At 62.0% G+C, this 23,917-nt stretch carries 17 protein-coding genes, 1 tRNA gene, 1 other RNA gene and 1 pseudogene; 10 read left to right on the top strand and 10 right to left on the bottom strand.

The window, feature by feature from the left end:
* Positions 1–123: 123 nt before the first annotated feature.
* Positions 124–212, bottom strand: a tRNA-Ser gene (locus tag HMPREF2635_RS00330).
* Between the two features lie 167 nt (positions 213–379).
* On the opposite strand from HMPREF2635_RS00330, the gene ffs reads away from it, so the two are divergent.
* The 6 genes from ffs (at position 380) to recR (ending at position 6,259) form a co-directional block, all read left to right on the top strand.
* Positions 380–478: signal recognition particle sRNA small type (gene ffs / locus HMPREF2635_RS00325), an RNA gene on the top strand.
* A gap of 81 nt (positions 479–559) precedes the next feature.
* Positions 560–1,831, top strand: a complete 1,272-nt coding sequence (locus tag HMPREF2635_RS00320; RefSeq protein ID WP_046648836.1) for an aspartate aminotransferase type Ic — start codon at positions 560–562, stop codon at positions 1,829–1,831.
* Between the two features lie 184 nt (positions 1,832–2,015).
* Positions 2,016–2,393 (top strand): suppressor of fused domain protein, encoded by a 378-nt coding sequence (locus tag HMPREF2635_RS00315; RefSeq protein ID WP_232751585.1) that lies wholly within the window; start codon positions 2,016–2,018, stop codon positions 2,391–2,393.
* A 32-nt stretch (positions 2,394–2,425) separates the two neighbouring features.
* Positions 2,426–5,050, top strand: a complete 2,625-nt coding sequence (locus HMPREF2635_RS00310; RefSeq protein ID WP_070509684.1) for a DNA polymerase III subunit gamma and tau — start codon at positions 2,426–2,428, stop codon at positions 5,048–5,050.
* A gap of 57 nt (positions 5,051–5,107) precedes the next feature.
* Complete coding sequence (locus HMPREF2635_RS00305) at positions 5,108–5,488, top strand: YbaB/EbfC family nucleoid-associated protein (protein ID WP_046648833.1); 381 nt, start codon at positions 5,108–5,110, stop codon at positions 5,486–5,488.
* A 114-nt stretch (positions 5,489–5,602) separates the two neighbouring features.
* Positions 5,603–6,259 (top strand): recombination mediator RecR, encoded by a 657-nt coding sequence (recR, locus tag HMPREF2635_RS00300; RefSeq protein ID WP_010190001.1) that lies wholly within the window; start codon positions 5,603–5,605, stop codon positions 6,257–6,259.
* A 24-nt stretch (positions 6,260–6,283) separates the two neighbouring features.
* On the opposite strand, the gene HMPREF2635_RS00295 is transcribed toward recR, so the two are convergent.
* The 6 genes and pseudogenes from HMPREF2635_RS00295 to leuA all read right to left on the bottom strand — a co-directional run bounded on the left by HMPREF2635_RS00295 (position 6,284) and on the right by leuA (position 15,050).
* The gene (locus HMPREF2635_RS00295; protein WP_070509687.1) at positions 6,284–7,156 is read right to left on the bottom strand and encodes a DUF3800 domain-containing protein; all 873 of its coding nucleotides are present in this window, start codon (positions 7,154–7,156) and stop codon (positions 6,284–6,286) included.
* A 137-nt stretch (positions 7,157–7,293) separates the two neighbouring features.
* Entirely contained in the window at positions 7,294–8,073 is a 780-nt protein-coding gene (locus HMPREF2635_RS00290) for a type 1 glutamine amidotransferase (protein WP_070821062.1), read from the bottom strand.
* Entirely contained in the window at positions 8,066–9,355 is a 1,290-nt protein-coding gene (locus HMPREF2635_RS00285) for a Mur ligase family protein (RefSeq protein WP_070821061.1), read from the bottom strand. The genes HMPREF2635_RS00290 and HMPREF2635_RS00285 overlap by 8 nt, the downstream gene beginning before the upstream one ends.
* A 411-nt stretch (positions 9,356–9,766) precedes the next feature.
* Positions 9,767–10,933, bottom strand: a pseudogene (locus HMPREF2635_RS00280) (DNA polymerase III subunit epsilon); the annotation flags it as partial.
* Positions 10,934–11,031: 98 nt separating this feature from the next.
* Entirely contained in the window at positions 11,032–12,927 is a 1,896-nt protein-coding gene (locus HMPREF2635_RS00275) for a hypothetical protein (protein WP_141761660.1), read from the bottom strand.
* 308 nt (positions 12,928–13,235) lie between these two features.
* Positions 13,236–15,050: a 2-isopropylmalate synthase gene (gene leuA, locus HMPREF2635_RS00270; protein WP_070821058.1), complete on the bottom strand. Its 1,815-nt coding sequence runs from the start codon at positions 15,048–15,050 to the stop codon at positions 13,236–13,238.
* A 278-nt stretch (positions 15,051–15,328) separates the two neighbouring features.
* Here leuA and HMPREF2635_RS00265 point away from each other — a divergent pair, with 278 nt between their 5' ends.
* Positions 15,329–16,531: a mannosyltransferase family protein gene (locus tag HMPREF2635_RS00265; protein ID WP_049157827.1), complete on the top strand. Its 1,203-nt coding sequence runs from the start codon at positions 15,329–15,331 to the stop codon at positions 16,529–16,531.
* On the opposite strand, the gene HMPREF2635_RS00260 is transcribed toward HMPREF2635_RS00265, so the two are convergent.
* Complete coding sequence (locus HMPREF2635_RS00260) at positions 16,528–17,400, bottom strand: DMT family transporter (protein WP_070510593.1); 873 nt, start codon at positions 17,398–17,400, stop codon at positions 16,528–16,530. The two genes, HMPREF2635_RS00265 and HMPREF2635_RS00260, sit on opposite strands and share 4 nt — an antisense overlap.
* Positions 17,401–17,546: 146 nt before the next feature.
* Here HMPREF2635_RS00260 and HMPREF2635_RS00255 point away from each other — a divergent pair, with 146 nt between their 5' ends.
* On the top strand, positions 17,547–18,812 hold the full coding sequence (locus tag HMPREF2635_RS00255) for an aspartate kinase (RefSeq protein WP_070754914.1): 1,266 nt from the start codon (positions 17,547–17,549) through the stop codon (positions 18,810–18,812).
* A gap of 19 nt (positions 18,813–18,831) precedes the next feature.
* Positions 18,832–19,869, top strand: a complete 1,038-nt coding sequence (locus HMPREF2635_RS00250) for an aspartate-semialdehyde dehydrogenase (protein ID WP_070821057.1) — start codon at positions 18,832–18,834, stop codon at positions 19,867–19,869.
* Positions 19,870–19,981: 112 nt separating this feature from the next.
* On the opposite strand, the gene HMPREF2635_RS00245 is transcribed toward HMPREF2635_RS00250, so the two are convergent.
* Together HMPREF2635_RS00245 and HMPREF2635_RS00240 are read right to left on the bottom strand one after the other, a co-directional pair.
* Positions 19,982–21,304, bottom strand: a complete 1,323-nt coding sequence (locus HMPREF2635_RS00245) for a YkvI family membrane protein (RefSeq protein ID WP_070821056.1) — start codon at positions 21,302–21,304, stop codon at positions 19,982–19,984.
* Between the two features lie 278 nt (positions 21,305–21,582).
* Positions 21,583–22,131 carry an RNA polymerase sigma factor gene (locus HMPREF2635_RS00240; protein WP_046647897.1) on the bottom strand — a complete coding sequence of 183 codons (549 nt, stop codon included), beginning with the start codon at positions 22,129–22,131 and terminating at the stop codon, positions 21,583–21,585.
* A 174-nt stretch (positions 22,132–22,305) separates the two neighbouring features.
* Between HMPREF2635_RS00240 and HMPREF2635_RS00235 the strand changes: the two genes are divergently transcribed.
* Positions 22,306–23,862, top strand: a complete 1,557-nt coding sequence (locus HMPREF2635_RS00235; protein WP_070821055.1) for a catalase — start codon at positions 22,306–22,308, stop codon at positions 23,860–23,862.
* Positions 23,863–23,917 lie beyond the last annotated feature (55 nt).

The following is a 23,917-nucleotide window of genomic DNA, read 5'->3' as shown; positions in this document are numbered from 1 at the left end:
CGCAAATCCACACGAAATGTCCCTTAAGCCACATCTTGGAGTTCTATACGTGGTGAAACGGGGGCTTGGCTCCGGATAAAGAAGAAGTCCCCCTGGATGATGACATCCAGGGGGACTTCCCAGTGGCGGAGGATAGGGGATTTGAACCCCTGAGGGATGTGACTCCCGCACGCGTTCCAGGCGTGTGACATAGGCCGCTAGTCGAATCCTCCGCTGGAAAACATTACATGAGCCCCCTAATGAAGCAAAATCGCCAGGTCAGGGCGAAAAAGTTAAGGATGTAGTGGCTTGAGGCGGAAAGCGCGCTTGGAAGCGGAGTGGGGAGCTGGGTGGTGGGGGAGCGGTTTGGCGTCGGCAAGCAAGGCGCGCTAGGCTAGACCGCAGGATTCCGCGTGGCGTCCATCCTCTGAACTCCCCCAGGGCAGGAATGCAGCAAGGGTCAGGAGGCTCTGGCGGGTGCGCGGGGTCCCCTTTTTATTTGTGTGCTTTCACACGGGGGATGTGACGGGGCGTTAGTATGGTTGCCATATGTCCGCACTACGTCCCGGAAGGAAGACGGATGTCTCTTCTTAATCTTGAAAAGTCCGAGCTTGATGAGCTTGCCGCGCAGGTGCGCAAGGACTACGAGGCCCTCAAGGCTGAGGGGTTGGATCTTGACTTGACCCGCGGTAAGCCGTCCAAGGCGCAGCTTGATCTGTCCAACGATCTGCTCGTTCTGCCGGGGCGCGGCCACTACACCGATGCTGCGGGTAATGACCTGCGCAACTACGGCAACCAGAAGGGCATCAAGGAGCTGCGCGATCTGTGGGGCAAGCTCACCAACATGGATCCGGAGCTCCTCATTGCGGCGGACTCTTCCTCCCTGAACATCATGTATGACCTCATCCTGTGGGCCTACACCTTCGGCACCAACAGCTCTGAGAAGCCGTGGTCCAAGGAAGAGACCATCAAGTGGATCTGCCCCACCCCGGGATATGACCGCCACTTCGCCATCACGGAGTCCTTCGGCTTCGAGCTGATTTCGGTGCCGATGGAAGAAGATGGCCCGGACATCGAAGCAGTCGAGGAGCTGGCCAAGGACCCGCAGGTTAAGGGCATGTGGGTTGTGCCGATGTTCTCCAACCCCACGGGTGCCGTCATCTCGGAAGAGAAGACCCGCCGCCTCGCTGCGATGGAGACCGGCGCACCGGACTTCCGCATCGTGTGGGACAACGCTTATGCCGTGCACACACTGACCGAGGACTTCCCGGAGGTTCTGCCGATTTTGGAGATTGCGGAACAGGAAGGAAACCCGGACCGCTTCTGGGCTATGTCCTCGTCGTCGAAGATCACCTTCGCTGGCTCCGGAGTGAGCTTCTTCGGTTCCTCCGAAGATAACCTCGAGTGGTACCTGGAGCACGCCGGTATCCGCGGCATTGGCCCGAACAAGATCAACCAGCTTGCGCACTACGAGTTCTTCGGTTCCGCCGAAGGCGTGCGCGCGGTTATGCGCCGCCACGCTGCGCTGCTGGCGCCGAAGTTCGAGGCGGTTCTTCGCATCCTGGATAAGAACCTCACCCACCATGAGATCGCGGACTGGACCCACCCCAAGGGCGGCTACTTCATCTCCCTCAACGTGATGGAGGGCACCGCCACCCGCGTGTGGGAGCTGGCCCGTGACGCCGGCATTCTCCTGACCCAGGCTGGTTCGGCGTACCCATACGGCGAGGACGAGAAGGACCACAACATTCGCTTGGCTCCGTCCCTGCCCCCGCAGGAAGAAGTTGAGGCAGCCATGGATGGCGTGGCCACCTGTGTGCTGCTCGCCGCACTAGAGAAGCTGGGGGTATAAGGCAATCAACTCCGACGAGACGGCCTACTGGCTTGACCAGATCATCCCGGCTGACCTCGAGTTTAAAAACGTCGAGGGGCAGCGCCTGGGCTTAGCCTCACTGGAGGGGGATCAGTCCCTCGCCGTCACGTGTGAGTTTGCCGCCGTCGACACCGGGCTAGCGCACGCCGAGCAAAGCATCGACGTGCGCTGTGAGCTCCTCACCGTCGCCCGCACCGGGCAGGTGGAGGTGGCTGCCGCAGTGAGTGCTGCGGCAGCGTTGCTCACGGAAGCCGCAGGCTTGTTGCCCGCGCAACCGGGCCTGCTCTTGCCCAAGCTCTTTGCTGAAGACGATGAGCGCTTCGCTCACTTGAGCGTGCGTCATGGCATGCTCATCGCCCCGTACCTGTGGGGCGGCCAGACCCCGCAGGTGGCGGAGGAGGGCCGCCTAACGCTGGTGTGCCAACTGCTCATGCTGAGCGACGCCGAGTATGCCTACGCCGTCGAGGAAGGCGTGCCGGCGCTGCAGCAGGCGGTGGCAGAGCAAGGCATCGATCTGCTGGATTGGCAGCGCTCGGAGTGACGTGTCGGGTTGAGGCGCTACACTGACTAACCGTGGCTCTTTACCGGAAATATCGTCCAGCAACTTTCGCGGAAGTGGTAGGCCAAGAGCAGGTCACCACGCCTTTATCCGCTGCCCTCGACGCAGGGCGCATTAACCATGCGTACCTCTTTTCCGGCCCGCGTGGCTGCGGAAAGACGTCGTCCGCGCGCATCATGGCCCGCTCGCTGAACTGTGAGCAGGGGCCAACGTCAACGCCGTGCGGGCAGTGTGACTCTTGCGTCTCGCTGGCCCCGGGTGGGCCGGGCAACTTGGATGTCACGGAGCTCGACGCCGCCTCTCACAATGGTGTCGAGGACATGCGTGAGTTGCGTGACCGCGCCTACTACGCGCCGGCGGAGTCGCGCTACCGCATCTTCATCATCGATGAGGCCCACATGATTTCCGCCTCCGGTGCGAACGCCTTGCTCAAGGTTGTCGAGGAGCCGCCGGAGCACGTGATCTTCATTTTTGCCACGACGGAGCCGGAGAAGATCATCGGCACCATCCGTTCGCGTACCCACCACTATCCCTTCCGCCTGTTGACTCCGCCGGCGATGAAGGGGCTGCTGGAGCGCACCGTGGCCTCGGAGAACGTCCACGTGGATGACACCGTGTACCCCATGGTCATCCAGGCCGGCGGCGGTTCGCCCCGCGATACCTTGTCCATCCTGGACCAGCTGTTGGCGGGCGCAGGCCCCGATGGGCTGACCTACGACGTGGCCCGTCCACTTCTGGGTGTTACGGACGTAGGCTTGTTGGATAACACGGTTGAATCCCTGGCGAACCAGGATAAGGCTGGGCTCTTCCGGCTTGTCGACGATGTCATTGAGGCCGGCCACGACCCTCGCCGCTTTGCCATTGACCTTTTGGATCGTTTGCGGGATTTGATGATCCTGCAGGCCGTCCCTTCAGCGTTGGAGGAGGGGTTAGTCTCTGCGCCGACTGACCGCGGTGAGATCCTCACTGCCCAGGCGCAACGCTTCTCCGGCCCACAGCTGGCCTACTTGGCGGAAACCGTCAACGAGCGCGTGTCCTCCCTTCGTGGTGCGACGTCCCCACGGCTGCTCCTAGAAATTCTGTGTGCGCACCTCATCGTTGGCTCGGGGCCTGCAGCGGCAGCCTCCGGTCAGATGCCCACTGCTGCCCCGCAGGGGGCGGGCGTGCAGCCTTCCGCTCCCGCTGGGCAGGGAACTCCGCCTGCGCAACGCCAGCAATCTGCGGTCGCTAGCGCCCAGGATCCCGCGGCCGCTGCCGCGGCCATCATTGCGCAGCGTCGCAGCCGACAGGCGGCAAAGCAGGAGGCCCAGCAACAGCAACCACAGCAGGTCGAAAGGACTCAAGAAGCAGCCCAGCAGACGCAGCAGACCCCAACCCCTGAGGCTGCGCAGCCTCAGGCACCGGTGGAGCGCCCTGCACAGCCGGAGGCGCAGCCTGAGCCGCAGTCAGAGCAGCCTGAGCAGCACCAAGAGCGACCGGAGCACCAGCAACAGGAGCAGCACGAACAACCGCAGGAAGCGGAACAGCCGGAACTACAAGAACGGCAAGAACAGGCTCAAGGACAGCCACAAGAACAGCAGCCTGAGCCCGAGCAGCCTCAAGACCCAGCCGCGGAAATTCGCGGGCGTTGGTCTGACCTGCGGGCGACGATTGGGCGCCGGAACAAGGTCGCTGAAATCATGCTCGCCGAAGCCCGTGTCCTCGGCGTGCGTGATGACACCTTGGTTCTTGGCCACACCACCGGCGCGCTGGCGGAACGCATCAACTCGCCAGGCACCAACGAGGTCATCGTTACCGTCCTTAAGGAAGAGCTCAACCGCAACCTGAAGGTCACGTGCGTCATCGGCACCGACCCGAAGGCCCACGGCTTCACGGTGGCTGAACCAGCCCAGCGCACCCAGTGGAACCCCAACCAGCCACCACGCGAGGCCGCCGAGCCCGACGAGGAGGCAGAGAGTCCGGAGACTCCGGACAACGCTACTGATTCGCACTCTTCCGACACTGTGCCTGCTTCCGCGGCAGCAACAGAATCTGAAGAAGTAGACAAGCCCAGCGAGTCCGAGGCGAAGGAACCCAGCAACGCTAGCGATGACCCGTGGGGCGCGCCGCGCCAGATTGGGCAGCAGGCTCCGTCGTCTGAAACGACGACGGAACAGCCGCGTGAGGCAGCTGAGTCGCAGCCGCCGGCAGAACCACAACGTCCGGACGTCGCCCCGCGCGGGGCGATGGTGCCCCCAAAGAGGGAGGCCCGTGGTAGCCAATGGCGATCACGCATCGCGCAAGCGAGCCAAGTAGCGGCCCAGCGGGACGAAGAGTTTTCCAAAGTTCCCAAGTTTGGCAACGGCGTTCCACTGCCGCCGGAGCCAGGCCCGGAGGAAGGCGAATTCGAAGCCCCACCGGAGGAGTACGGTCCGCCGGCGGGGATGGGTGGGGCGTCGGAAAGCGCAGGCCAAGCGCCTGCCGCGCCGCAGCAGCCTGTGCCTCAGCAAGCTCCCGCTCCGCAGCCGGAGTACACCCGCGCGGATGAGGAGCGCGAGATGATGGAGGCCGCGCAGAATGCCGGCGAGATGGACCACCGCAACGCCACGGAGGTGGCCATGGAGCTCCTCGCACAGGAGTTGGGAGCGCGGCGGCTCTAGCGTGGCATCTGTACACTTGGCGCGTAGTGAAAATAATCGTGTGAAAGGATTTTTAGCATGACTGAGAACGACCCGATGCAGCAGGCAAATGACATGAACGAGATCCTGGCGCAGGCAGCCCGCGTCCAGGCAGAACTGCAGAAGGCACAGGAAGAGATCCTGGCCTCCACCGTTGAAGGCACCGCCGGCAACGGCTTGGTGAAGGTCACCATGACCGGCGGCGCTGAGCTGCAGAACGTTACCATCGATAAGTCCGTGGTCGACCCGGAGGACATCGATACCCTCCAGGACCTCATCGTTGGTGCCTTCAAGGAGGCCCACGCTGCTGCTGGCCGCCTGGCCCAGGAGAAGATTGGCCCGCTGTCCCAGGGCATGGGCCAGTCCCAGCAGAACTACGATGGTCCGTCCTTCCAGGATGTCTTCGGCGGCAACCAGTAATCCGCGCGTTAGACTTAAAGGCCGTTGTTGCTCTCTTCGTGGAGAGCAGCGCGGCCTTTTATTGTGTCCCCGGCCGTCGAGGTCTGAGGGGTTGTTGAGTGAGGGGAGCATTGCGTGTTTGAAGGACCATTGCAGGATCTCATCGATGAGTTCTCGCGCCTGCCGGGTATTGGCCCGAAGTCAGCGCAACGCATCGCCTTCCACGTGTTGCATCAGGACCCAGAGGAGATTGACCGCCTCCAAAAGGCGCTGGGAGCAGTACGCGATGGCGTGACGTTCTGCCGCATCTGCTGCAATATTTCCCGCGAAGAAGTCTGCCGCATTTGCATCAATTCGCAGCGCGATGCCTCCACCATCTGCGTGGTGGAAGAGCCCAAGGACATCCAGGTCATCGAGCGCACCGGCGAATATGACGGCCGCTACCATGTGCTGGGTGGCGCGCTCGACCCGCTGGCGAATGTGGGGCCGAAGGACCTCAACATCTCGCAGCTGCTGCAGCGCCTCGGCGGCGTGCTACCGGACCGAGAGCTTGCTGATTCCACCCCGGAAGAGCCGCTTTACGACGACTCTCCGGACATCACCGAGGTCATCCTCGCCACCGATCCCAATACCGAGGGCGAGGCCACTGCAGCCTACCTCGTGCGCTTGCTGCGGGACTTCCCGGGACTGAAGATCACGCGCCTGGCCTCCGGCATGCCGCTGGGAGGCGACCTTGAGTTTGTTGATGAGCTGACGCTCTCGCGTGCGTTGAGCGGCCGCCTGACTGTTTAAACCGACGCTTCAGGAAACAGAGAATTAACCGTTGAACTTTTTCTCCAGAGCTTCCATGCCGGTAGGACTCATGGGGATTTCGGTTGTGGAAAAACAACTGCGGTAGCTGCCAAGATGATTCGCATAAACGTCCCGACCAGTGCCCGCAGCACGAATCTTGCTGTGGGGGCTACTTGCATGGGCTAGTCTGTTCCCGAAGTACTTGATTGCCCAATCGAAATCCTTGAAATCTGGGTCATATTTGTAGGCTGAAATTCTGCCAAGAAGTGCGCAGATCCAATCTGCGCACTGAACTGTTTGGTAAAGATGGCTTTCTACTTCGAGCGGTGGTTCAAGGAGTTTGTCTGCATCTTGGTGGGAGAACATAAACGCGGCGCTTGATGCGAAGATATCCATACGTTCTTTGGGCCCCTGCTTGTCGAGCACCATGAGATACCGTTGGTTTTCAGCCAGCGACCAATTGACACGCTGAATAAGTTGTTTCATGGCGTGGTCATAACGTGATCGTTCGTCTTCGCCAGTATCTTCGTTGGTGCCCCGTGGCTTTTCTTGGCCGTAGAAAATGATTTGTGCGTTGAGTTTCTCAAGTGTGTTGAGTACGCGGTTTATCATGCTTCGGACTTCACGGTATTTCTTTACGTTCTGTGTCGTCAGAAGCGCGGCCCCTTTCTTTTCCCAGCGTTCTACAGGGCGACCTTTTGCGATGACCTTAGCGTCAATTTCGGCTTTGAGTCCGCGTTCTTTAATTCTGCGAAATGCTCCTGAGAGCTGCCGAATATTGTCGGCTGGGATAATGAACCCACCAATTCCAAAGACGGGGTGAGTTTTATAATTCGGATCGGTGCGGGAGACATAAGCCCCGTTATGTCCAAATTCGTCAAAATATCCGATGTACATCTTCCCCCCTGGATACGCGAAAGCTCGTGTTGTTCACACGAGCTTCGGAAGTGGAGCACCTTGGTGCGTCCGTTGCTTACTGTACCGTGTACCGAAGATTCTGGTCAATAGGTTCAGTTAGTTACTTCTGTTGATATCTAGCGCTGCGAGCGCGGCGGCTCCGAGGCGTTAAAGCGCTCGGTGCGTAGCTGGTCAATAGCCGGAATGTCTAAGGGCTCGAGTTCGCTGAGTGCGATTCCCATGGCCTTAGCCAGCAACAGGTCCGCCAGCTGCGGGTTGCGCGCCAGGACCGGACCGTGCATGTAGGTGGCGATGACACTGCCCTGTACCGCGCCCTCGGCGCCGCGCTGGACGGCCCTGTCGGAGAGGTCCAGGATGGCAGCGGTATCCGCATTGCCGGTTCCGCGTGTGAGCGTTCCCAGCGGCTGGGCGGCAGGTCCCAGGATGGTGGCACCCATGTGGTTTTCAAAACCGGTGAGAGGCTCGGTGAGCTCAGCAGTAATGCCAGCCTGGGTTGGCTCGGTGGCTACCTCGCCGATGGCGCGCTCGGTCATGGAGGCCGTGGTGGCGTCGATAAGCCCCACGCCATCCACCACGCGGCCGGACGCGCGGAAGGATTCGCCGAGCACCTGCAAGCCTGCGCAAATCGCCAGAATTGGGCGCTTAGCGGCCGCCGCGCGGGTCAAGCCACCGTCAGCAATGAGGTGCTCCGCGGCGAGAATCTGTGCGGTGTCCTCGCCACCGCCCAGGGTGTAGACGTCGAGGGACTCCGGCACCGGCTCACCCAGCTTGATGGGCACGATCTCTGCCTCGAGTCCGCGCATGCGGGCGCGTTGGCGCAGCACGAGGGCGTTACCGTCATCGCCGTAGGTGCCCAGGATATCGGGGAGGATGAGGCCAATCTGCAGGCTAGTCATTCGAATGCTCCTTTGCTGCTGCGGCGGTGAGGGCCTTCTTCAGATCACGGAAGGCGGTGTAGTTGGCCAGCACCTCGATGCGGCCCTCCGGGCAGGACTGAATGGCGGTGAGGGGATCCGGGATGAGCTCGTGCGAGATATCCGCATAGACCAAACGCACCGCGAGGTCGGTGCCGCGCTCACCCGCAGCCTTGACTGGCAGATCGTCGAAGTCCTCGAAGCGCACGTCCCACAGCCAGGACATATCAATACCGTCGGCCACGTGGCCGTTGGTGGCGATGACCAGGCCATCGGCCTCGCGGTCCACCATGGACAGTGCCTCCTGCCAGCCGGCGGGGTTCTTCGCCAGGAGCAGGCGGATAGTGCGGTTTCCTAGCGTGACGGTGGAATAGCGCCCGGCCACATCATCGACGCCTTCGGCAGCGGCAATGGCCTTGTGGCGGTCCACGCCGAAAGCTTCGACCGCAGCGGCGACGGCTTGGGCGGCATTGCCGCGGTTGGCCTGCCCCGGCAGGGCCAGCTGGAGCTTGTCGACGCCCTTCGGGCTCACCAGTCCTTCCTTTGTTACTGCCCAGGTGGGTGTGGGGCGGCGGAATTCGCGGCCGTCGGCAAGCGGCTTGACCGCGTGCCAGTCCTCGCCCTCGCGCACGATGTGTCCTCCGGTGCGCGGGCAAGTGACGGATTCACCCATCCAGCCGGCACCGGCGGAAACCCAGATGACGTTCTTCGCGTCATAGGCCACGGAGGTCATGAGCACGTCATCGCAGTTGGCGATGATGAGCATGTCGGGGTGCGCCTCGACTGCGTCGCGCAGGGCCCGCTCGATCTTGTTAATTTCGCCCACGCGGTCCAGTTGGTCGCGTGAGAGGTTCAACAACACCAGCGCGGTGGGATTGAGGTTATCCGCGACGTGGGGCACGTGGAGCTCGTCGACCTCGAGGACCAAATGGCTCGCGTCCTTGCCTGCCAGAAGCGCGGAGATGATTCCGGCGTCCATGTTGTCGCCGCCATCATTGGTGGCCACGGAGTGCTCGGTGCGCACAGCAGCGGCAAGCATGCGCGTGGTGGTGGATTTACCGTTGGTTCCGGTCACCAGGATGGCTGGGCGCTGCTTGGCTAGGTTCTGCATGATGGTGGGGTCGATGGCGTTGGCGATGAGCCCGCCAATCATGCCGCCGGCGCCGCGGCCCGTGGCGCGCGAGGCAGTGGTAGCCAGCGTCGCAGCGGTGGTGGCAACCGCAGTGCGCGCGGAGGAGAACGCGCTTCGGAAGTTAAAATTCATGTTCCCCAGGGTAGTCGGGGGACGCTAGCTATCGGTGTTGCGGGAGCGGTTGTGTCCTGAGTTTTGTTGGCCCTGTTGGTTGCCATTACCGCGGCGGCCGCGTCCACCGCGTCGGCGACGCCGACGCCCGTGGTTTCCGCCCTTGTTTCGGTTGTTGTTGCCAGAGCCCTGCGAACCTTGGTTGGTAGCCGATCCCGAGTGAGCAGGCTTGTCGCCTGCGGAACCCTCGGTTGAAGGGTTCTGGTTCTTCTTATCGTTGTGCCCTTGTTTAGCGGGCTGATGATTACCGGAAGATTTACGGCGGGAGCGGCGGCGATTCTTGTTCGTGGAGCGGTTGCGGTTGGACTGCCCACCGGAGCGTCCCTCGCCCTGGCGCCTCCCTGAGTTGCCCGCCCCACCAGATGTGGACTGCTCTTCGGGTTCCGTGGGTTCCTCGATGCGCTCGAGGGCCGCGAGGAAAGCGGTGTCGGACATCAGGGGAATGTTCTTGCGGTGGGCATGCATGGGCTTGCCCACGAGGTCCGTGGTGATATTGCAGACCACCAGGGAAGTCTCCCGGGTGAGTTTTTCTGAGTAGTTGAGCTCTTCCCGGGCGAGTGCGGCAATGATGGTGTCGGGATCCTCGGTGATCTCCGGGGCGACAACGATCTCCATGCCGCGGATGAGCTCCTTGCCGGGCACATACGGACCGGGGTTGTGATGCTGGCGGGGTGCTTCAGCAGCGTCGACGCGGACGTGGGAGCGCTGGAGCCCAAAACGATCCGCTCGCAGGTCATCCGGTGCTGCACTGCTGAGTGGGCCAGCGCTTTGCGCGCGGTAGAGATCCACGAGCAGGCGGGTTGCTTTGCGGGAGGTATCTTTTTCTGCTCTCTGTGCACGCTCGACGCTGGCCGTGGGGTCGGGTGCAGAAAGGCCGGTGTCACGCGCGACGGCCGCCAAGCGGATGTCGGTGCCCCACACGCTTTGGCGGCGGGCGGTGGCGAGGGTATCCACGATGGCGACTGGGGTGGGGACGTGTCCTACCTTGAAGCGGCGGCGTCGGCCCTTTCCCCGGTTGCGATTGCGCGCGCGGTTCTGGCGGGCAGCGGCGGTCATCGCACGGCGCGCTTCGGAGACGATGAATCCCCAGGTATAAGGGGTGTCGTGGACGATGAGCGTGCGGCCATCAATGAGCCGGTCCAGGGGCTTGAGCAGCATGGAGAAAGACTGCCCAGCCTGGATTTCTTCGACGCTTAACCCGTGGAGGTGCCGCGGTCCGGGGTCTGCGCCTGGGTTGATGACGGCGTGGAATTCCTGGCCGATCTCCCCAGCGGCGTTGAGAGTCAACGCATCCACGGTGAGCAGGCGGCCGGTCGAAGGGTGGATTCCGGTGGTTTGGATGGTCAGCGCCACGTAGGGAAAGGCGGCGAGAGCTTCCTCGCGGGCAGAGGCCTTGTGCTCCCTATCGGTCTGCTTCTTATCTGCCTGGTGGGGGCGCGGGCCCGGCTTAGGGGCGCCGGTGTGTGGTGACGCCGCGGCCGGCGTCTCTGCAGCGCTGAGCTGCGCTGCAGGCTCGGTGGGGCCGGGTGTCGTAGTCATTGTTCACAGTTTAGTACCCAACTGCGAGGAAGCTGGAAAGGGCACACGAGAGGGGGGTTGTATCCACTGAGTCGCGGTGAAGGTAAGCACGCTGCGGACTAGCCAAAGTCGATGATGATGACCCAGCCGCCGCGGTCGGATTGCTCGGGAGTGGGGTCAGGCTCGCGGCTGGGCTCGGGCTCTTTAGTCGGCTCGGGCTTTCTGGTGGGCTGAGGCTGAGTGGTGGGCTTGGGCTTGCTAGTTGGCTTCGGCTTGGTGGTGGCCGGCGGCGTGCTCGGGCCAGTTGGTTCGTCGTGAGGCGCGGTTCGCTCCGCGCCCACCGGAGTGGTGGTGGGAGCAGCCTTTGACGTGGAGGGCGTGGGTTCAGCCGGTGTCTTCGGCGTAGTCGTCACCACAGTCGGCGACGGGGTCGCCTGAGTTTGTGGGGTGGGGCGGGGCACGTGGATCGGCGGCGTCGTGCGCGGCCGCGGAGTAGTGCTCAGCGGGTGCGTGGTGGTTGGCGGCTCTGCGGAGCGACTGGCCTCATGTGAAGTGGTTGATTCTGTGCTGTTTTCGGTGCTCCTAGGGCTGGAACTGGGAGCGGGGGACGCCTCGGTGTGGCGATCCTCCGGAGCGTCGAGCTCCTCCGCTGTGGGAGCGGTGGTCCGAGGTATTGATGTCGGTGCTGTATGCGGCAGGTGATCCGCGTGCGGTGGCGTAGAAGTCTCCTTGGCAGCGGGCAGTGGTGTACGTTCCGTGGGTTCAGCGGGCTCCGTGGGTTCTGCTGGTTCTGTAGGCTCTGTGGACTCGGAAAAATCAGTCGAGCTAAGCGCTTGCGCAACGTCTGTATCAGTCCGCTCCTCGGGGAGGTGGGCGTCTGCAGCCACAATGTCCGCAGTGTCCGCGACGTCGGAGGCCTTGTCCTCAGTGGCGTCAGCATCGGCAGAGTGTGAAGTGGACACAACGAGGGGGTTTTCCTCAAAAGCCGATTCAGCGCGGTGATCGTGGGAAGAACCTGAAGAATTCCCGGAAGGTACGAAGTTCGCAGCCCCGCCGACTACGACGGCAACGCCGGCAGCACAAGCTAGCTTGAGCCCAGTGCTAGCCGCAGCGATCTTTGTTCCGGTCACGGCAACCGCCCCGGCAGAGTTGAGGGACAGGGCTTGTGCACTCTGCGTGGCAGCAGTACCGGCGGTCTTCGCTGCGCCGGTCGCCTCAAATCCGCCGGCTGGAAGGCTGGCTGCGTGGGCCTTGCCAGTGTTGGCGACCTTCACGGCCGCTGCGCTCGCGGCGGCAGCGATGATACCGGCGGTCCCCACGGCGAAGTGGCTTTCCGGTGTGCCTTCCTCGGAATAGATGGTGAGGGCTGGTTGTCCATCCGATATGAAATATGCACGGGCGACTGCGATGAGTCCCTCGTGATTGAATCCCGCGATGGTGTCGCTCAACCATGGAGCCCGCTTCCGCGGAATAGTGGCGACGAGTTCGTCATCAAGGTGGACCTCGATGGAGCGACGGAAAAAGTGTCGGTTGTTGGTCAAGCGCACAAGGAGGTGCGCAGGGTGCGTCGGCAGGGAACTGGATGGGACTGCAAACTCGGTGATGTGCAAGGCGCGCTGGCCACTGAGCATGCCCCACCGCTGAGCCGGGGGAATATTGAGCGGCACGCACAGGCCAGGCTCTGGGAGTAGGACCTCGAAAGCAGGAATGGTTTCTTCCGCCGCATCCTCGCGGAGTGTGATCTCTGCGGTGGCTTGTGGGTTCAGCCCCGCACCGATGATCCAGTCCAGCTCCGTGTAATCAGCGGCTTGGGAGGCGGGGATCACGCCCACGATGTCTTCGTCGTGTTGGACGCGGAATCCAGTACTTGAGTGTCCACTCAAAGTGACGGGGAGATGACTGCTTTCAGCTAGCGATAACAGCTGCAGGAACATCTCCGGGTTTACGGTGTCAACCGTCAGGCGACGTGGTGTGCCAAACCCGTGGTGAGGAACCACATAGTTAGTGACCATCATATTGCTCGCCTTCGCTGAGTGGACCACGTCGGATGCATGCGGCTGGGCGGGTCTGCCGTGAGCATTGGGAACGCCGAAGCCCAGACTGAAGCGTTGACTAGCCGTACGAAATGCTTGAAAAATCTTTATTGCAGTGCAGTTATGCTGCTTTACTATATCGTTCTGAGTTCTGGCCTACAAGAAAGCGCATTCAGCAGGATATTGTGACCAGGAGTTTTCGCACATAGCTTGAAGCTCGGGTGCTGGGAGGGAGGAACTTGCTCCTCCCTCCCTAGCTGCACTGTTGTTTAGCCTGGCTTTGCCTGGGCTTAGTCTGCGCGGTTGACTGCGGACGTAATCGCGTTGATGGACGCGCGCGTGGTGGAGCCAGCGATGCCCGCGCCCCATACCTGGGCACCGTTAACCTCGGCGGCGATGTAGCAGGCGGCCTCAGCGTCGTCGCCAGCAGTGCGGGATTGCTGGGAGTAATCGATGACCTCGAAGTCGATTCCGACGTCCTCCAGGGCATTAGCGTATGCGGCGATGGGGCCATTGCCGATGCCGGAGATGACGCGCTTCTCACCGTTGAAGACGATGGTCGCGGTTACCTTGGCGTCCTCGCCCTCTGTGGTGGAGTTGTCCACCTGGAAGGAGACCAGCTCCAGCGGGGAGGTGCGCTCCAGGAATTCGTTGGCGAAGATGTCCCACATGTTCTTGGAGTTGACCTCGCCACCTTCGGCGTCGGTCACGGCCTGCACGACGGAGGAGAACTCCGCCTGCATGGCGCGCGGCATGTTGATGCCATGGTCGGTCTTCATGATGTAGGCTACGCCGCCCTTGCCGGACTGCGAGTTGACGCGGATGACTGCTTGGTAATCGCGGCCGACATCCTTCGGGTCGATGGGCAGGTAGGGAACCTCCCAGGTGGTTTCCTGCAGTTCCTCCCACGACACCTCGGTGTTGTTGGCGCCGGGGCGTACCTCCTGGGCCAGGGCATCCAGGCCCTTGTTGATGGCATCCTGGTGGGAGCCGGAGAAGGCCGTGAACACCAGCTCGCCGCCGTAGGGGTGGCGCTCCGGTACACGCAGCTGGTTGCAGTACTCCACCGTCTCGCGGATCTTGGGCAGATCGGAGAAATCGATCTGCGGGTCCACGCCCTGGGTGAGCATATTCAGACCCAGCGTGACGATGTCTACGTTGCCGGTTCGCTCACCGTTGCCGAACAGGCAGCCTTCGATGCGATCTGCGCCGGCCATGTAGCCCAGCTCGGCGGCGGCAATGCCCTCGCCGCGATCGTTATGGGGGTGCAGTGACAGAATGATGGAGTCGCGCTTGGCAAAGTTGCGGTGCATCCACTCGATCTGGTCGGCGTACACGTTCGGGCTAATCATCTCCACCGTGGACGGCAGGTTGATGATCATGGGGTTGTCCGGGGTGGCCTCCATGATGTCGACGACGGCATCGCAGACCTCGACGGCGAAGTCCAGCTCGGTTCCCGTGAAGGATTCCGGCGAGTACTCCCAGCGCCAATTGGTATCCGGGTAATCCTTGGCAATGCTCTTGATGAGCTCCGCGGCGTCCGTCGCCAGTTTCTTAATGGCTGGGCGGTCCTTGCGGAATACCACGCGGCGCTGCAGTTTCGAGGTGGAGTTGTAGAAGTGCACGATGACGTTCTTCGCGCCCTGGCACGCCTCGAAGGTACGCCGAATCAGGTGCTCGCGGGCCTGGACCAAGACCTGGATGGTGACGTCTTCGGGGATCTTATTGCCCTCAATGATCTCGCGGACAAAGTCGAAGTCCGTTTGGGAAGCGGAGGGGAAGCCCACTTCGATCTCCTTGTAACCCATGGCTACCAGCAGGTCGAACATGCGGTGCTTGCGCTGCGGGGACATCGGATCAATCAGGGCCTGGTTCCCATCGCGCAGATCCACCGCACACCACTGCGGGGCCACAGTAATCTTCTTATCCGGCCACGTGCGGTCCGGCAGCGTGACGGGCTCGACCTCCTGGGCGAAGCTCTGGTAGCGGTGGACCGGCATCGAGGAGCCGCGCTGCTTATTCCAGGCGGGCTGGTTCTCGTTGCGCGGGCCGGCCGGGGTGGTGATTTCGCGGGGAGCGGAGATGAAAGAATCATTGGGGGACATGGTGTTTGTTCTCTTCCTTGTGTGTGGCCTGAGGCGTTTGTTTCGCCGCGTTGCTGTGATGAGCAACGATGTAGTGAATTGTGGGGACGGCCAGCTGTGGTGTGTGTTGGCATCACCACGCTCCGCGACGGGGCGCTGGCCGTAGAGTTACAAACCTAAATCCCGCCGCGGCTACTAAGGAGAAGAGTGTGCCGCAAAGTCATGTGAGCCACAATACAACGCTTCCCACTCTGCGGCAACTGGTTTCACATACTGGGATGGGGTCGCGGGTGGCTAGGATGTGTTGCGTGCCTGAAGAAAACACCATGACGACTGCTCCGGAACCTGGGAAGAAGACCGCGCCGGGCAAGGAACCGGATGCCGCCCCGACCCCTGAAGGCGCGCCAGGGGTACTTTCGCTGCTGCCCATGGCCGTGCTGGTCGCGGTAGTGGGCACTGCAGTGCGCATCGCTGTGCTGAGCGGCATCGCAGCCGTCAACGAGCAGGAGCTGTGGGATCAGCTCACGGCCTGGGACTCTAAGTACTACCTGGAGATTGCGCGCGTCGGTTATTTCGATGCGGACATCCATACGGATGGGCCGGTCCATGAAATCACTATGGCTTTCTTTCCGGGTTTCCCCATACTGTTGCGGGTTCTGGGGTGGACCGGGATCAGCCTTGAGGTAGCTGCCCTCCTTGTGAATACTCTTTTTACCGCGGTGATGGCTGCTGGAGTCATGGTCCTAGCGCAGCGCCTGGGGGCAGGGCGCCGTGGGCAATGCGCCGCGGCCATCGTGGTCAGCAGCGCTCCGATGTCCATTGTGTTTTCCATGCCCTATACGGAAGCCCTCTTCGGGGCCCTTGTGGTGTGGGGGCTCGTGGCGCTGGATGAACGCGATTGGTGGAGCGCTGCAGCTTTCGGCATCGCCTTGTCCTTTGTCCGGCTGACCTCTGTGGACTTCCTGGCAGTTTTTGGCCTGTGGGTGCTCCTTTACGGGCGGCGTTCCTGGCAGGCGTGGCTCAGTCTGATCGTGGCGTCGCTCCCGCTGCCGGGGTACTTGCTGTGGACACAGCGTTACTTGGCGGAGGCCGGCGGTTACTTCGGCATCCAAACCGAACACTGGAACTCCACCTTCGACGGGGGCGTTGCCACCGTGCGGTTCGTGTGGGAAACCTTGACGGAGAACAACGATGTGGGCTACCTGCTCACCGTGCTGGTGATCCTCGGTGCCCCCGTGTTGCTCATCGCGGCCTGGGGGAAGGTTAACCCGGTCGCCTGGTGGTTTAGCGCTGCGTTATGTGCGAATGTGCTGCTTTCCGACGGCATTATGCACTCGCGCCCGCGACTTCTCCTGCCCGCGATCATTCTGGTGCTGCCGTGGGTTGTGCGCGCCGCCACAGCGTGGCGTCCACGCATGCTGTGGGCTGCCTGTGGCGCATGGGTCCTGTGGTCGGCGTGGTTCTCCGCCTACATGCTGGTGGTCTTTGAGTGGGCGATCTAGTGCGGGCTTTGTTCCGCGAGCCGCGTGCTTCCCGGGTTGACCGGAATGCGTGACAGGACGATCGTGGCGGCGATCATGATGATGAGCGAAGCCCCCATCACGCACCAGCCCGCGATGCTCTCGACCTGGAATTTCTCGCCCAGGACCCAGTAACCCAGGCCGAAAGCCACGATGGGTTCCATGATGGTCATCGCGGGAAGGGAATGCGCAAGAGCGCCGGCGTGGAAGGAATACTGCTGGATCACCGTGCCGGCAGCCGCCAGCCCTATGAGCACGTACAGCTCCCAGCTCGCTAGCAATGCTGCGATGCCTTGGTGGGAGAGGACGTCAACCACCGCTTTCGCTACGAGCGCCACGTAGCCGTAGAGGATGCCGCAGGCGCTGCCGAGCGCGAGTGCAGATTCCTCCGGCCGGTTATAGGCCGCCACAAAGAGTGCGGCGAGTGTCAGCGCGCCGAGGGCGAAGGCGGGCCACCACTGGGACCAGCTGGGCGTCGTCAAGCCTGCGGTGGGGCGCCCATAGACCACCATGATGCCCACTGCGACGGTCAGTGCCAGGCACCAGAAGACCTCCCGCGCCGGCATCGGCCGCCGGGAATACCACGCGGCGAGCGGCAGCGTGAACATGAGGGACAGGACGAGGATGGGCTGAACGATGAGCAGCGTGCCGAAGTGGAGTGCGATGAGCTGCAAGGCATAGGCAGCGACGGCGGCTCCGGTGCCAATCCACCACAGGGGAGTGCGAATTGCGGTGCGCATGACGGTCCTGGAGCTGGCGTCCAACACGATGCGGTGGCGTATGACAGTGCCCCAGGCCACGACTAGTGCCGAGGCCAGTGCGAAAGCAACGGCAACCAGGTTTGAAAGCATCGTTTCCACCTTACCTGGAATTAATATCCAGCACGTGTTTCGATGGTAGCCAAAGGGCGGTAGTCTAAAGGAGTTGACTGCCGGTCTATAGGTATTGGGCGGTGAACAGGTAATGGCCCTCACAAACAGGAAAGGTGGGACCGTCAGTGGCCCTAGTCGTACAGAAATACGGGGGATCCTCCCTCGAAAGCGCAGAGCGCATTCGCGCGGTGGCGGAGCGCATTGTGGCGACGAAGAAACAGGGCAACGACGTGGTTGTCGTGTGCTCCGCCATGGGAGATACCACCGATGAGCTCCTAGACCTCGCCGCCCAGGTCAACCCCGTCCCGCCCCAGCGTGAGATGGACATGCTGCTGACCGCCGGCGAGCGCATCTCTAATGCACTCGTCGCCATGGCAGTGGAGTCCCTCGGTGCGCAGGCTCAGTCTTTTACCGGCTCCCAGGCCGGCGTGCTCACCACTGAGCGTCACGGTAACGCCCGCATCGTCGACGTCACCCCGGGCCGCCTTACCGAGGCGCTGGATGCAGGCAAAATCTGCATCGTCGCGGGTTTCCAGGGCGTCAACAAGGAATCGCGCGATGTCACCACCCTCGGCCGTGGCGGATCGGACACGACCGCGGTGGCGTTGGCGGCAGCGCTCAAGGCCGATGTGTGTGAGATTTACTCCGATGTCGACGGCGTCTACACCGCTGATCCCCGCATCGTTCACAACGCCCAGAAGCTCGAGCAGCTCTCCTTCGAGGAGATGCTCGAGTTGGCCGCCGTGGGCTCTAAGATTCTGGTCCTGCGCAGCGTCGAATACGCCCGCGCGTTCAACGTTCCCCTTCGAGTTCGCTCGTCTTATTCAAACGACCCCGGCACGCTCATCGCCGGTTCAATGGAGGATATCCCCGTGGAAGAAGCAGTACTAACCGGCATCGCAACCGACCGCTCCGAGGCCAAGGTCACCGTCCTGGGAATCCCGGACCGCCCGGGTGAGGCCGCCAAGGTGTTCCGCGCTATTGCAGATGCCGAGATCAACATCGACATGGTCCTTCAGAACGTCTCCTCCCTGGAGTCCGGCACGACCGACATCACCTTCACCTGCCCGCGCTCGGATGGGCCGAAGGCAATGGAGATTCTGGCCAAGCTCAAGGAAGACGGCCACTGGGCCAACGTGCTGTACGACGACCAAGTGGGCAAGGTTTCCCTGGTCGGTGCCGGTATGAAGTCCCACCCCGGTGTCACCGCGGACTTCACGGAGGCATTGCGTGACGCAGGGGTCAACATGGAGCTCATCTCCACCTCTGAGATCCGCATTTCCGTGCTGACGCGCGAGGCGGACCTCGATAAGGCAGCCATTGCTTTGCACGAGAAGTTCCAGCTGGGTGGCGAGGAAGAGGCCACCGTTTATGCTGGTACCGGACGCTAAAACTTAAGGAGTAAAGGTCATGACCACTGTTGCAGTAGTAGGCGCCACCGGCCAGGTCGGCCGCGTGATGCGCACCCTCTTGGAGGAGCGCAACTTCCCGGCCGAGACGGTCCGCTTCTTCGCCTCTGCGCGCTCGGCGGGCCAGGAGCTCACCTTCCGCGAGGAGAAGATCGTCGTGGAAGACCTGGCAGAGCAGACCGTAGAAAGCCTCGCTGGGATCGACGTCGCCGTGTTCTCCGCCGGCGGTTCCACCTCCAAGCAGTATGCGCCGCTCTTCGCCGAGGCCGGCGCCATCGTGGTGGATAACTCCTCTGCATGGCGCAAGGACCCGGACGTGCCGCTCATCGTCTCGGAGGTAAACCCGGAGGAGAAGAGCAACACCCCGAAGGGCATCATCGCGAACCCGAACTGCACGACCATGGCGATAATGCCGGTCACGAAGGCGCTTCACGACGCCGCCGGTCTCACCACCATGCGCGTCGCCTCCTACCAGGCCGTTTCCGGCTCAGGCCTGGCAGGCGTGGAAACCCTGGTTAAGCAAGTAGCGTCCATCGGCGACCGCAACGTTGAGCTCGTTCACGATGGCTCGGCGCTCGAGGTCTCCGAGGAGGATCTGGGCCCCTACGTCGCCCCGATTGCGTACAACGCGCTGCCGCTGGCCGGCAACCTCGTCGATGATGGCACGGAAGAAACCGACGAGGAGCAAAAGCTGCGCAACGAGTCCCGCAAGATCCTGGGCATCCCGGAGCTCAAGGTCTCCGGTACGTGCGTGCGCATCCCGGTGTTCACCGGCCACACCATGGTGGTGCACGCGGAGTTTGAGAAGCCGATTACCCCGGAACAGGCCCGCGAGGTGCTGTCGTCCGCACCGGGCGTCAAGGTCGTCGATGTGCCGACCCCGCTGGCGGCAGCCGGCATCGACCTCTCCTTGGTCGGTCGCATCCGCCAAGACCAGACGGTCGAGGACAACAAGGGCCTTGTCTTCGTAGTCTCCGGCGATAACCTGCGCAAGGGCGCCGCGCTCAACACCATTCAGATTGCGGAGCTGCTGGTCTAAAGCAAAGCTGCAGCGAGTTTTAGAACCCGCATAAATAAGAAAAGTCCGCCCCCAGAGTGATATCTGGGGGCGGACTTTTTGTGAGTAATGGGAAAGGGGGTGTGCGGAAGGGCTAGTCCTTCGGCACCTCGGGCTTCGTGTGCTCCACGAAGGTCACAGAGGGTTCCGGGTCCTCGCGGTCGTATTCAATCTCATCGTCGGCCTCGAGCTCCTCGTGGATCTCATCGGCAACGGTCGAGACGAACTCTTCAGTTTCCATGTTGGAGGCCGCTGCCAGCTTGCGCAGCTCGCGCTCGTTCTTCTTGGTGAAGTGCTCGCGCGGGTCAAGGCGGCGCTTAACCAAGGTGCGGGCGCGCACGCGGCGGTCAGACTCGGAGGTGATCTTGTCGCGCTGGGTAATCCAGGTGATGACCATGACGGCAATCATGAGCAGGCCAATCCAACCCAGAATCGGGTAGACGCTGGAGACCAGCTGCTTGAAGCCGATGAAGGAGAGGATGAAGCCGACAACACAGGCGCCCGCGTAGACGGGGTAGAAGAGCTTCGGCTTCTTGCGGGTCAGGCGCTTGCCCATGGCGTAGAACATGCCGATAGCGGTGTTGAAGACCATGCCGTAGATGATGAAGGTCATGAAGTAACCCAGAGCCGGGTTCACGTGGTTGATCAGCGTCAGCACCGGCAGGTCCTGCTTGTAGACTTCCGGCGCCACCATGTAGAGGGAAACCACGAGGAGGGCAAGCAGAAGCAGGTAGAAGAAGCCACCGATGAGGCCGCCAACACCGACGGCACGGTTATCCAGGATGTTGCCGCCGATGACGATGGACATCGAGACCGCGCACATGACGTTGAGGCCGGTGTAGTTCAGCGCAGCCAGCCACCAGTTGCTGAGCGGACTCTCGACGTTGTTGACAGCAAACTCATTGGCTTGGGACCAATCCACGTCGGTCACGATGATGGTGTAGCCGGTGGCCAGGACCACGAAGATAATGATGAAGGGCGTAATCGCGCCGATGACGTTACTGACCTTATCCACGTCGAGGAGGCCTACCAGCAGGACGAGCACGAGCATAATAGCGCCGCCCACCCAGATGGGCACACCCTCGAACTGCTGGCTGATGGTGGAGCCACCACCGGCGAACATGACGAAGCCGATGGAGAACAACGTGGCCAGTGTGCCCCAGTCCAGGATCCGGGAGACGATGGGCCCACTAATGTTGTCGTACACTGCCGTGTGCTCATCGGCCTGGAAGTAGGAGCCAAGCTGCAGAATTGCTACACCAGTAATAATCATGAGGGCGGAGGCGAGGAGTACGCCCCACAGGCCCATGTTTCCGAAAGCCACGAAGTACTGGAGTGCTTCCTGGCCAGAGGCAAAGCCGGCGCCGACGACGACGCCGATGAAGGCCATGGAAATGGTCACTGCGCGTTTCCACATAAGGTAAAGAGGTCTCTCAATCTCACACGCGCCGGGGGAATGCCATCACTACCCAAGGTGTGGTGCGGGCAATTGGGAAAGCCTCGCGGGCCCGGTTCGACTATCGATTTATCACGTGTGCCTCGGAAAAGATTAGGCGCCGTCTATCGGTGTTTTCCAGCTGGGGCTGCGGTTTCCTTAAGGATAGGCAGTGGCGGGGGTGTCAGAATTTGCCGTTTGGCGCATGTAGATGCAGGTTCTATGGCCGGCCAAGCCGATTTGTAACGGCTCGATAACGATTATCCGCGTTGGTTGATTAAGTCCTTGCGGGCCCGGGCCACGCGGGAGCGGATAGTGCCAACACGAACCCCGGCGATCTTCGCGGCCTCCTCGTAGGTATAGCCCAGCACTTGAGTCAGGATGAGGGCTTCGCGGCGGTCTTCTGGGAGGGCGTCGATAAGCGCGCGGGCGTCGATCCACTCGCTCCACGTGCCGGCGTTTTCGGGAGTTGCTGCGAGGGCGGCGGCATCCTCGTACTCGGTGGCGGACTTGCGCGGGCGGGCCATGTCGTGGCGGATGTTATCTACCCACACGCGGCGCGCAAGCGAAAGTAGCCACGTGCGCGCTGAGGAGCGGGCGGCGAAGCGGGGGAGTGCGCCGATGACGCGCAGGTAGGTCTCCTGGGTGAGATCGTCCGCGATATCGGGGCCACCGAGGTGGGCGAGTAGGCGCCAGACATCATCTTGGGTGGACTTAATGAACTCCGTGAGGGCTGCGCGATCGCCACGGCCTGCCTTGAGGGCGAGGTCGGTGACGCGCGCATCGTCGCGCTCGGAGTGTCGTTTCACCTCCCATAACTTACCAGTCGGGGGAGGCAGGACTTGGGTGTCTCGGGCTTAAGGCCGTGAACTCTGGCAACGTCAAAAACTGTTGCGCAGGTCATTTTTTATGGGTAGGCTATGAAAGGTCCGTGATTGATAATGTAAAGCAAATTATCAACCGATCTAGGAGGCATTAACCCCATGACTAACGCTTCGAATGAGTCCGCGGCAGACAAGGTTCTCGACAAGGGCCAGCGCGCCCCGGGCGGCCCGAACACAACCCGCCCCTCCGGTCAGCCAATTGCTACTGAAAACACCAGCATCACCGTTGGCCAGAACGGCCCGGTAGTGCTCAATGACATCCACCTGATTGAGAAGCTGGCGCACTTCAACCGCGAGCGCGTGCCGGAGCGCACCCCGCACGCTAAGGGCCACGGCGCCTTTGGTGAGCTGCACGTTACCGAGGACGTCTCTGCTTACACCAAGGCCAAGCTCTTCCAGAAGGGCACCGTGACCCCGATGATGGGCCGTTTCTCCACTGTTGCCGGCGAGCAGGGCTCCCCGGATACCTGGCGTGACGTCCACGGCTTCGCGCTGCGCTTCTACACCGAGGACGGTAACTACGACATCGTGGGTAATAACACCCCGGTCTTCTTCATTCGTGACGGCATTAAGTTCCCGGACTTTATCCACTCCCAGAAGCGTCTGGGTGCCAACGGCCTGCGTGATGCTGACATGCAGTGGGATTTCTGGACCCGCAACCCGGAGACCACCCACCAGGTGACCTACCTTATGGGTGACCGCGGTACCCCGAAGACCACCCGCCACCAGAACGGCTACGGCTCCCACACCTTCCAGTGGGTCAACGAGTCCGGCGATGCCTTCTGGGTGAAGTACCACTTCAAGACCCGCCAGGGCGTGGAGAACTTCACCGACGCCGAAGCCACGGAGATGGCTGGCAAGAACGCGGACTACCACCGCGAGGACCTCTACAACGCCATCGAGGAAGGCAACTTCCCGGTCTGGGACGTCAAGGTTCAGATCATGCCGGTGGCGGAGGCTGAAGAGTACCGCTTCAACCCCTTCGACCTCACCAAGACCTGGTCCAAGAAGGATTACCCGCTGGTCGATGTCGGATACTTCGTGCTCAACCGCAACCCGCGCAACTTCTTCGCACAGATTGAGCAGGTTGCCCTGGATCCGTCCAACATTGTCCCGGGCATTGGGCTGTCTCCGGACAAGATGCTGCAGGCACGCGTCTTCGCGTACTCCGACCAGCAGCGCTACCGTATCGGACCGAACTACAAGCAGCTGCCGGTGAACCAGCCGCTCAACCAGGTCAACACCTATGAGCACGAGGGCCCGATGCAGTACCTGTTCAACGCCCCGGAGGATCCGGTCTACTCCCCGAACCGCCACGCCAAGGGCGGCGGCTACCTGGATGGCGATGAGAACCTGCGCTTCAAGGAGCAGGAGACCACCACCGCTCCGGATCTCTACGTGAACCCGGACCCGGCAGGCATCGACCTGGTGCGTGCGCCTTATATCCACCACGCTGAGGACAATGACACCGTCCAGGCCACCGACCTGTACGAGAACGTCTACGATGACGACGCCAAGGAGCGCTTGGCGGACAACATCACCAACGCTATGGCCGGTGTGTCCTCGGAGACCGAGGAGCGCGTCTACGCCTACTGGGATGCAGTCTCCCCGCAACTGGGCAAGCGCGTGCGCGAGCTCTTCGCTGAGAAGAAGTAGGGATTAACGCAGGGGCGTTAATCCGTCACCCACATGAGTTAATCCGTCACCTTAG

It is taken from the genome of Corynebacterium sp. HMSC035E02, from assembly GCF_001836065.1.
In the GTDB taxonomy this organism is placed as follows: domain Bacteria; phylum Actinomycetota; class Actinomycetes; order Mycobacteriales; family Mycobacteriaceae; genus Corynebacterium; species Corynebacterium hiratae.
Note: the sequence above shows the minus strand (reverse complement) of the source record. Positions and strands in the feature narration are given on the sequence as shown.

Excerpts from the sequence above, each read along its gene's own strand:
- HMPREF2635_RS00285 (WP_070821061.1), bottom strand. The coding sequence starts at position 9,355 with ATGAATTTTAACTTCCGAAGCGCGTTCTCCTCCGCGCGCACTGCGGTT.
- HMPREF2635_RS00250 (WP_070821057.1), top strand. The coding sequence starts at position 18,832 with ATGACCACTGTTGCAGTAGTAGGCGCCACCGGCCAGGTCGGCCGCGTG.
- HMPREF2635_RS00235 (WP_070821055.1), top strand. The coding sequence starts at position 22,306 with ATGACTAACGCTTCGAATGAGTCCGCGGCAGACAAGGTTCTCGACAAG.
- HMPREF2635_RS00265 (WP_049157827.1), top strand. The coding sequence starts at position 15,329 with ATGTGTTGCGTGCCTGAAGAAAACACCATGACGACTGCTCCGGAACCT.
- HMPREF2635_RS00275 (WP_141761660.1), bottom strand. The coding sequence starts at position 12,927 with ATGATGGTCACTAACTATGTGGTTCCTCACCACGGGTTTGGCACACCA.
- HMPREF2635_RS00290 (WP_070821062.1), bottom strand. The coding sequence starts at position 8,073 with ATGACTAGCCTGCAGATTGGCCTCATCCTCCCCGATATCCTGGGCACC.
- HMPREF2635_RS00245 (WP_070821056.1), bottom strand. The coding sequence starts at position 21,304 with ATGTGGAAACGCGCAGTGACCATTTCCATGGCCTTCATCGGCGTCGTC.
- HMPREF2635_RS00320 (WP_046648836.1), top strand. The coding sequence starts at position 560 with ATGTCTCTTCTTAATCTTGAAAAGTCCGAGCTTGATGAGCTTGCCGCG.
- leuA (WP_070821058.1), bottom strand. The coding sequence starts at position 15,050 with ATGTCCCCCAATGATTCTTTCATCTCCGCTCCCCGCGAAATCACCACC.
- HMPREF2635_RS00295 (WP_070509687.1), bottom strand. The coding sequence starts at position 7,156 with ATGTACATCGGATATTTTGACGAATTTGGACATAACGGGGCTTATGTC.
- HMPREF2635_RS00305 (WP_046648833.1), top strand. The coding sequence starts at position 5,108 with ATGACTGAGAACGACCCGATGCAGCAGGCAAATGACATGAACGAGATC.
- HMPREF2635_RS00260 (WP_070510593.1), bottom strand. The coding sequence starts at position 17,400 with ATGCTTTCAAACCTGGTTGCCGTTGCTTTCGCACTGGCCTCGGCACTA.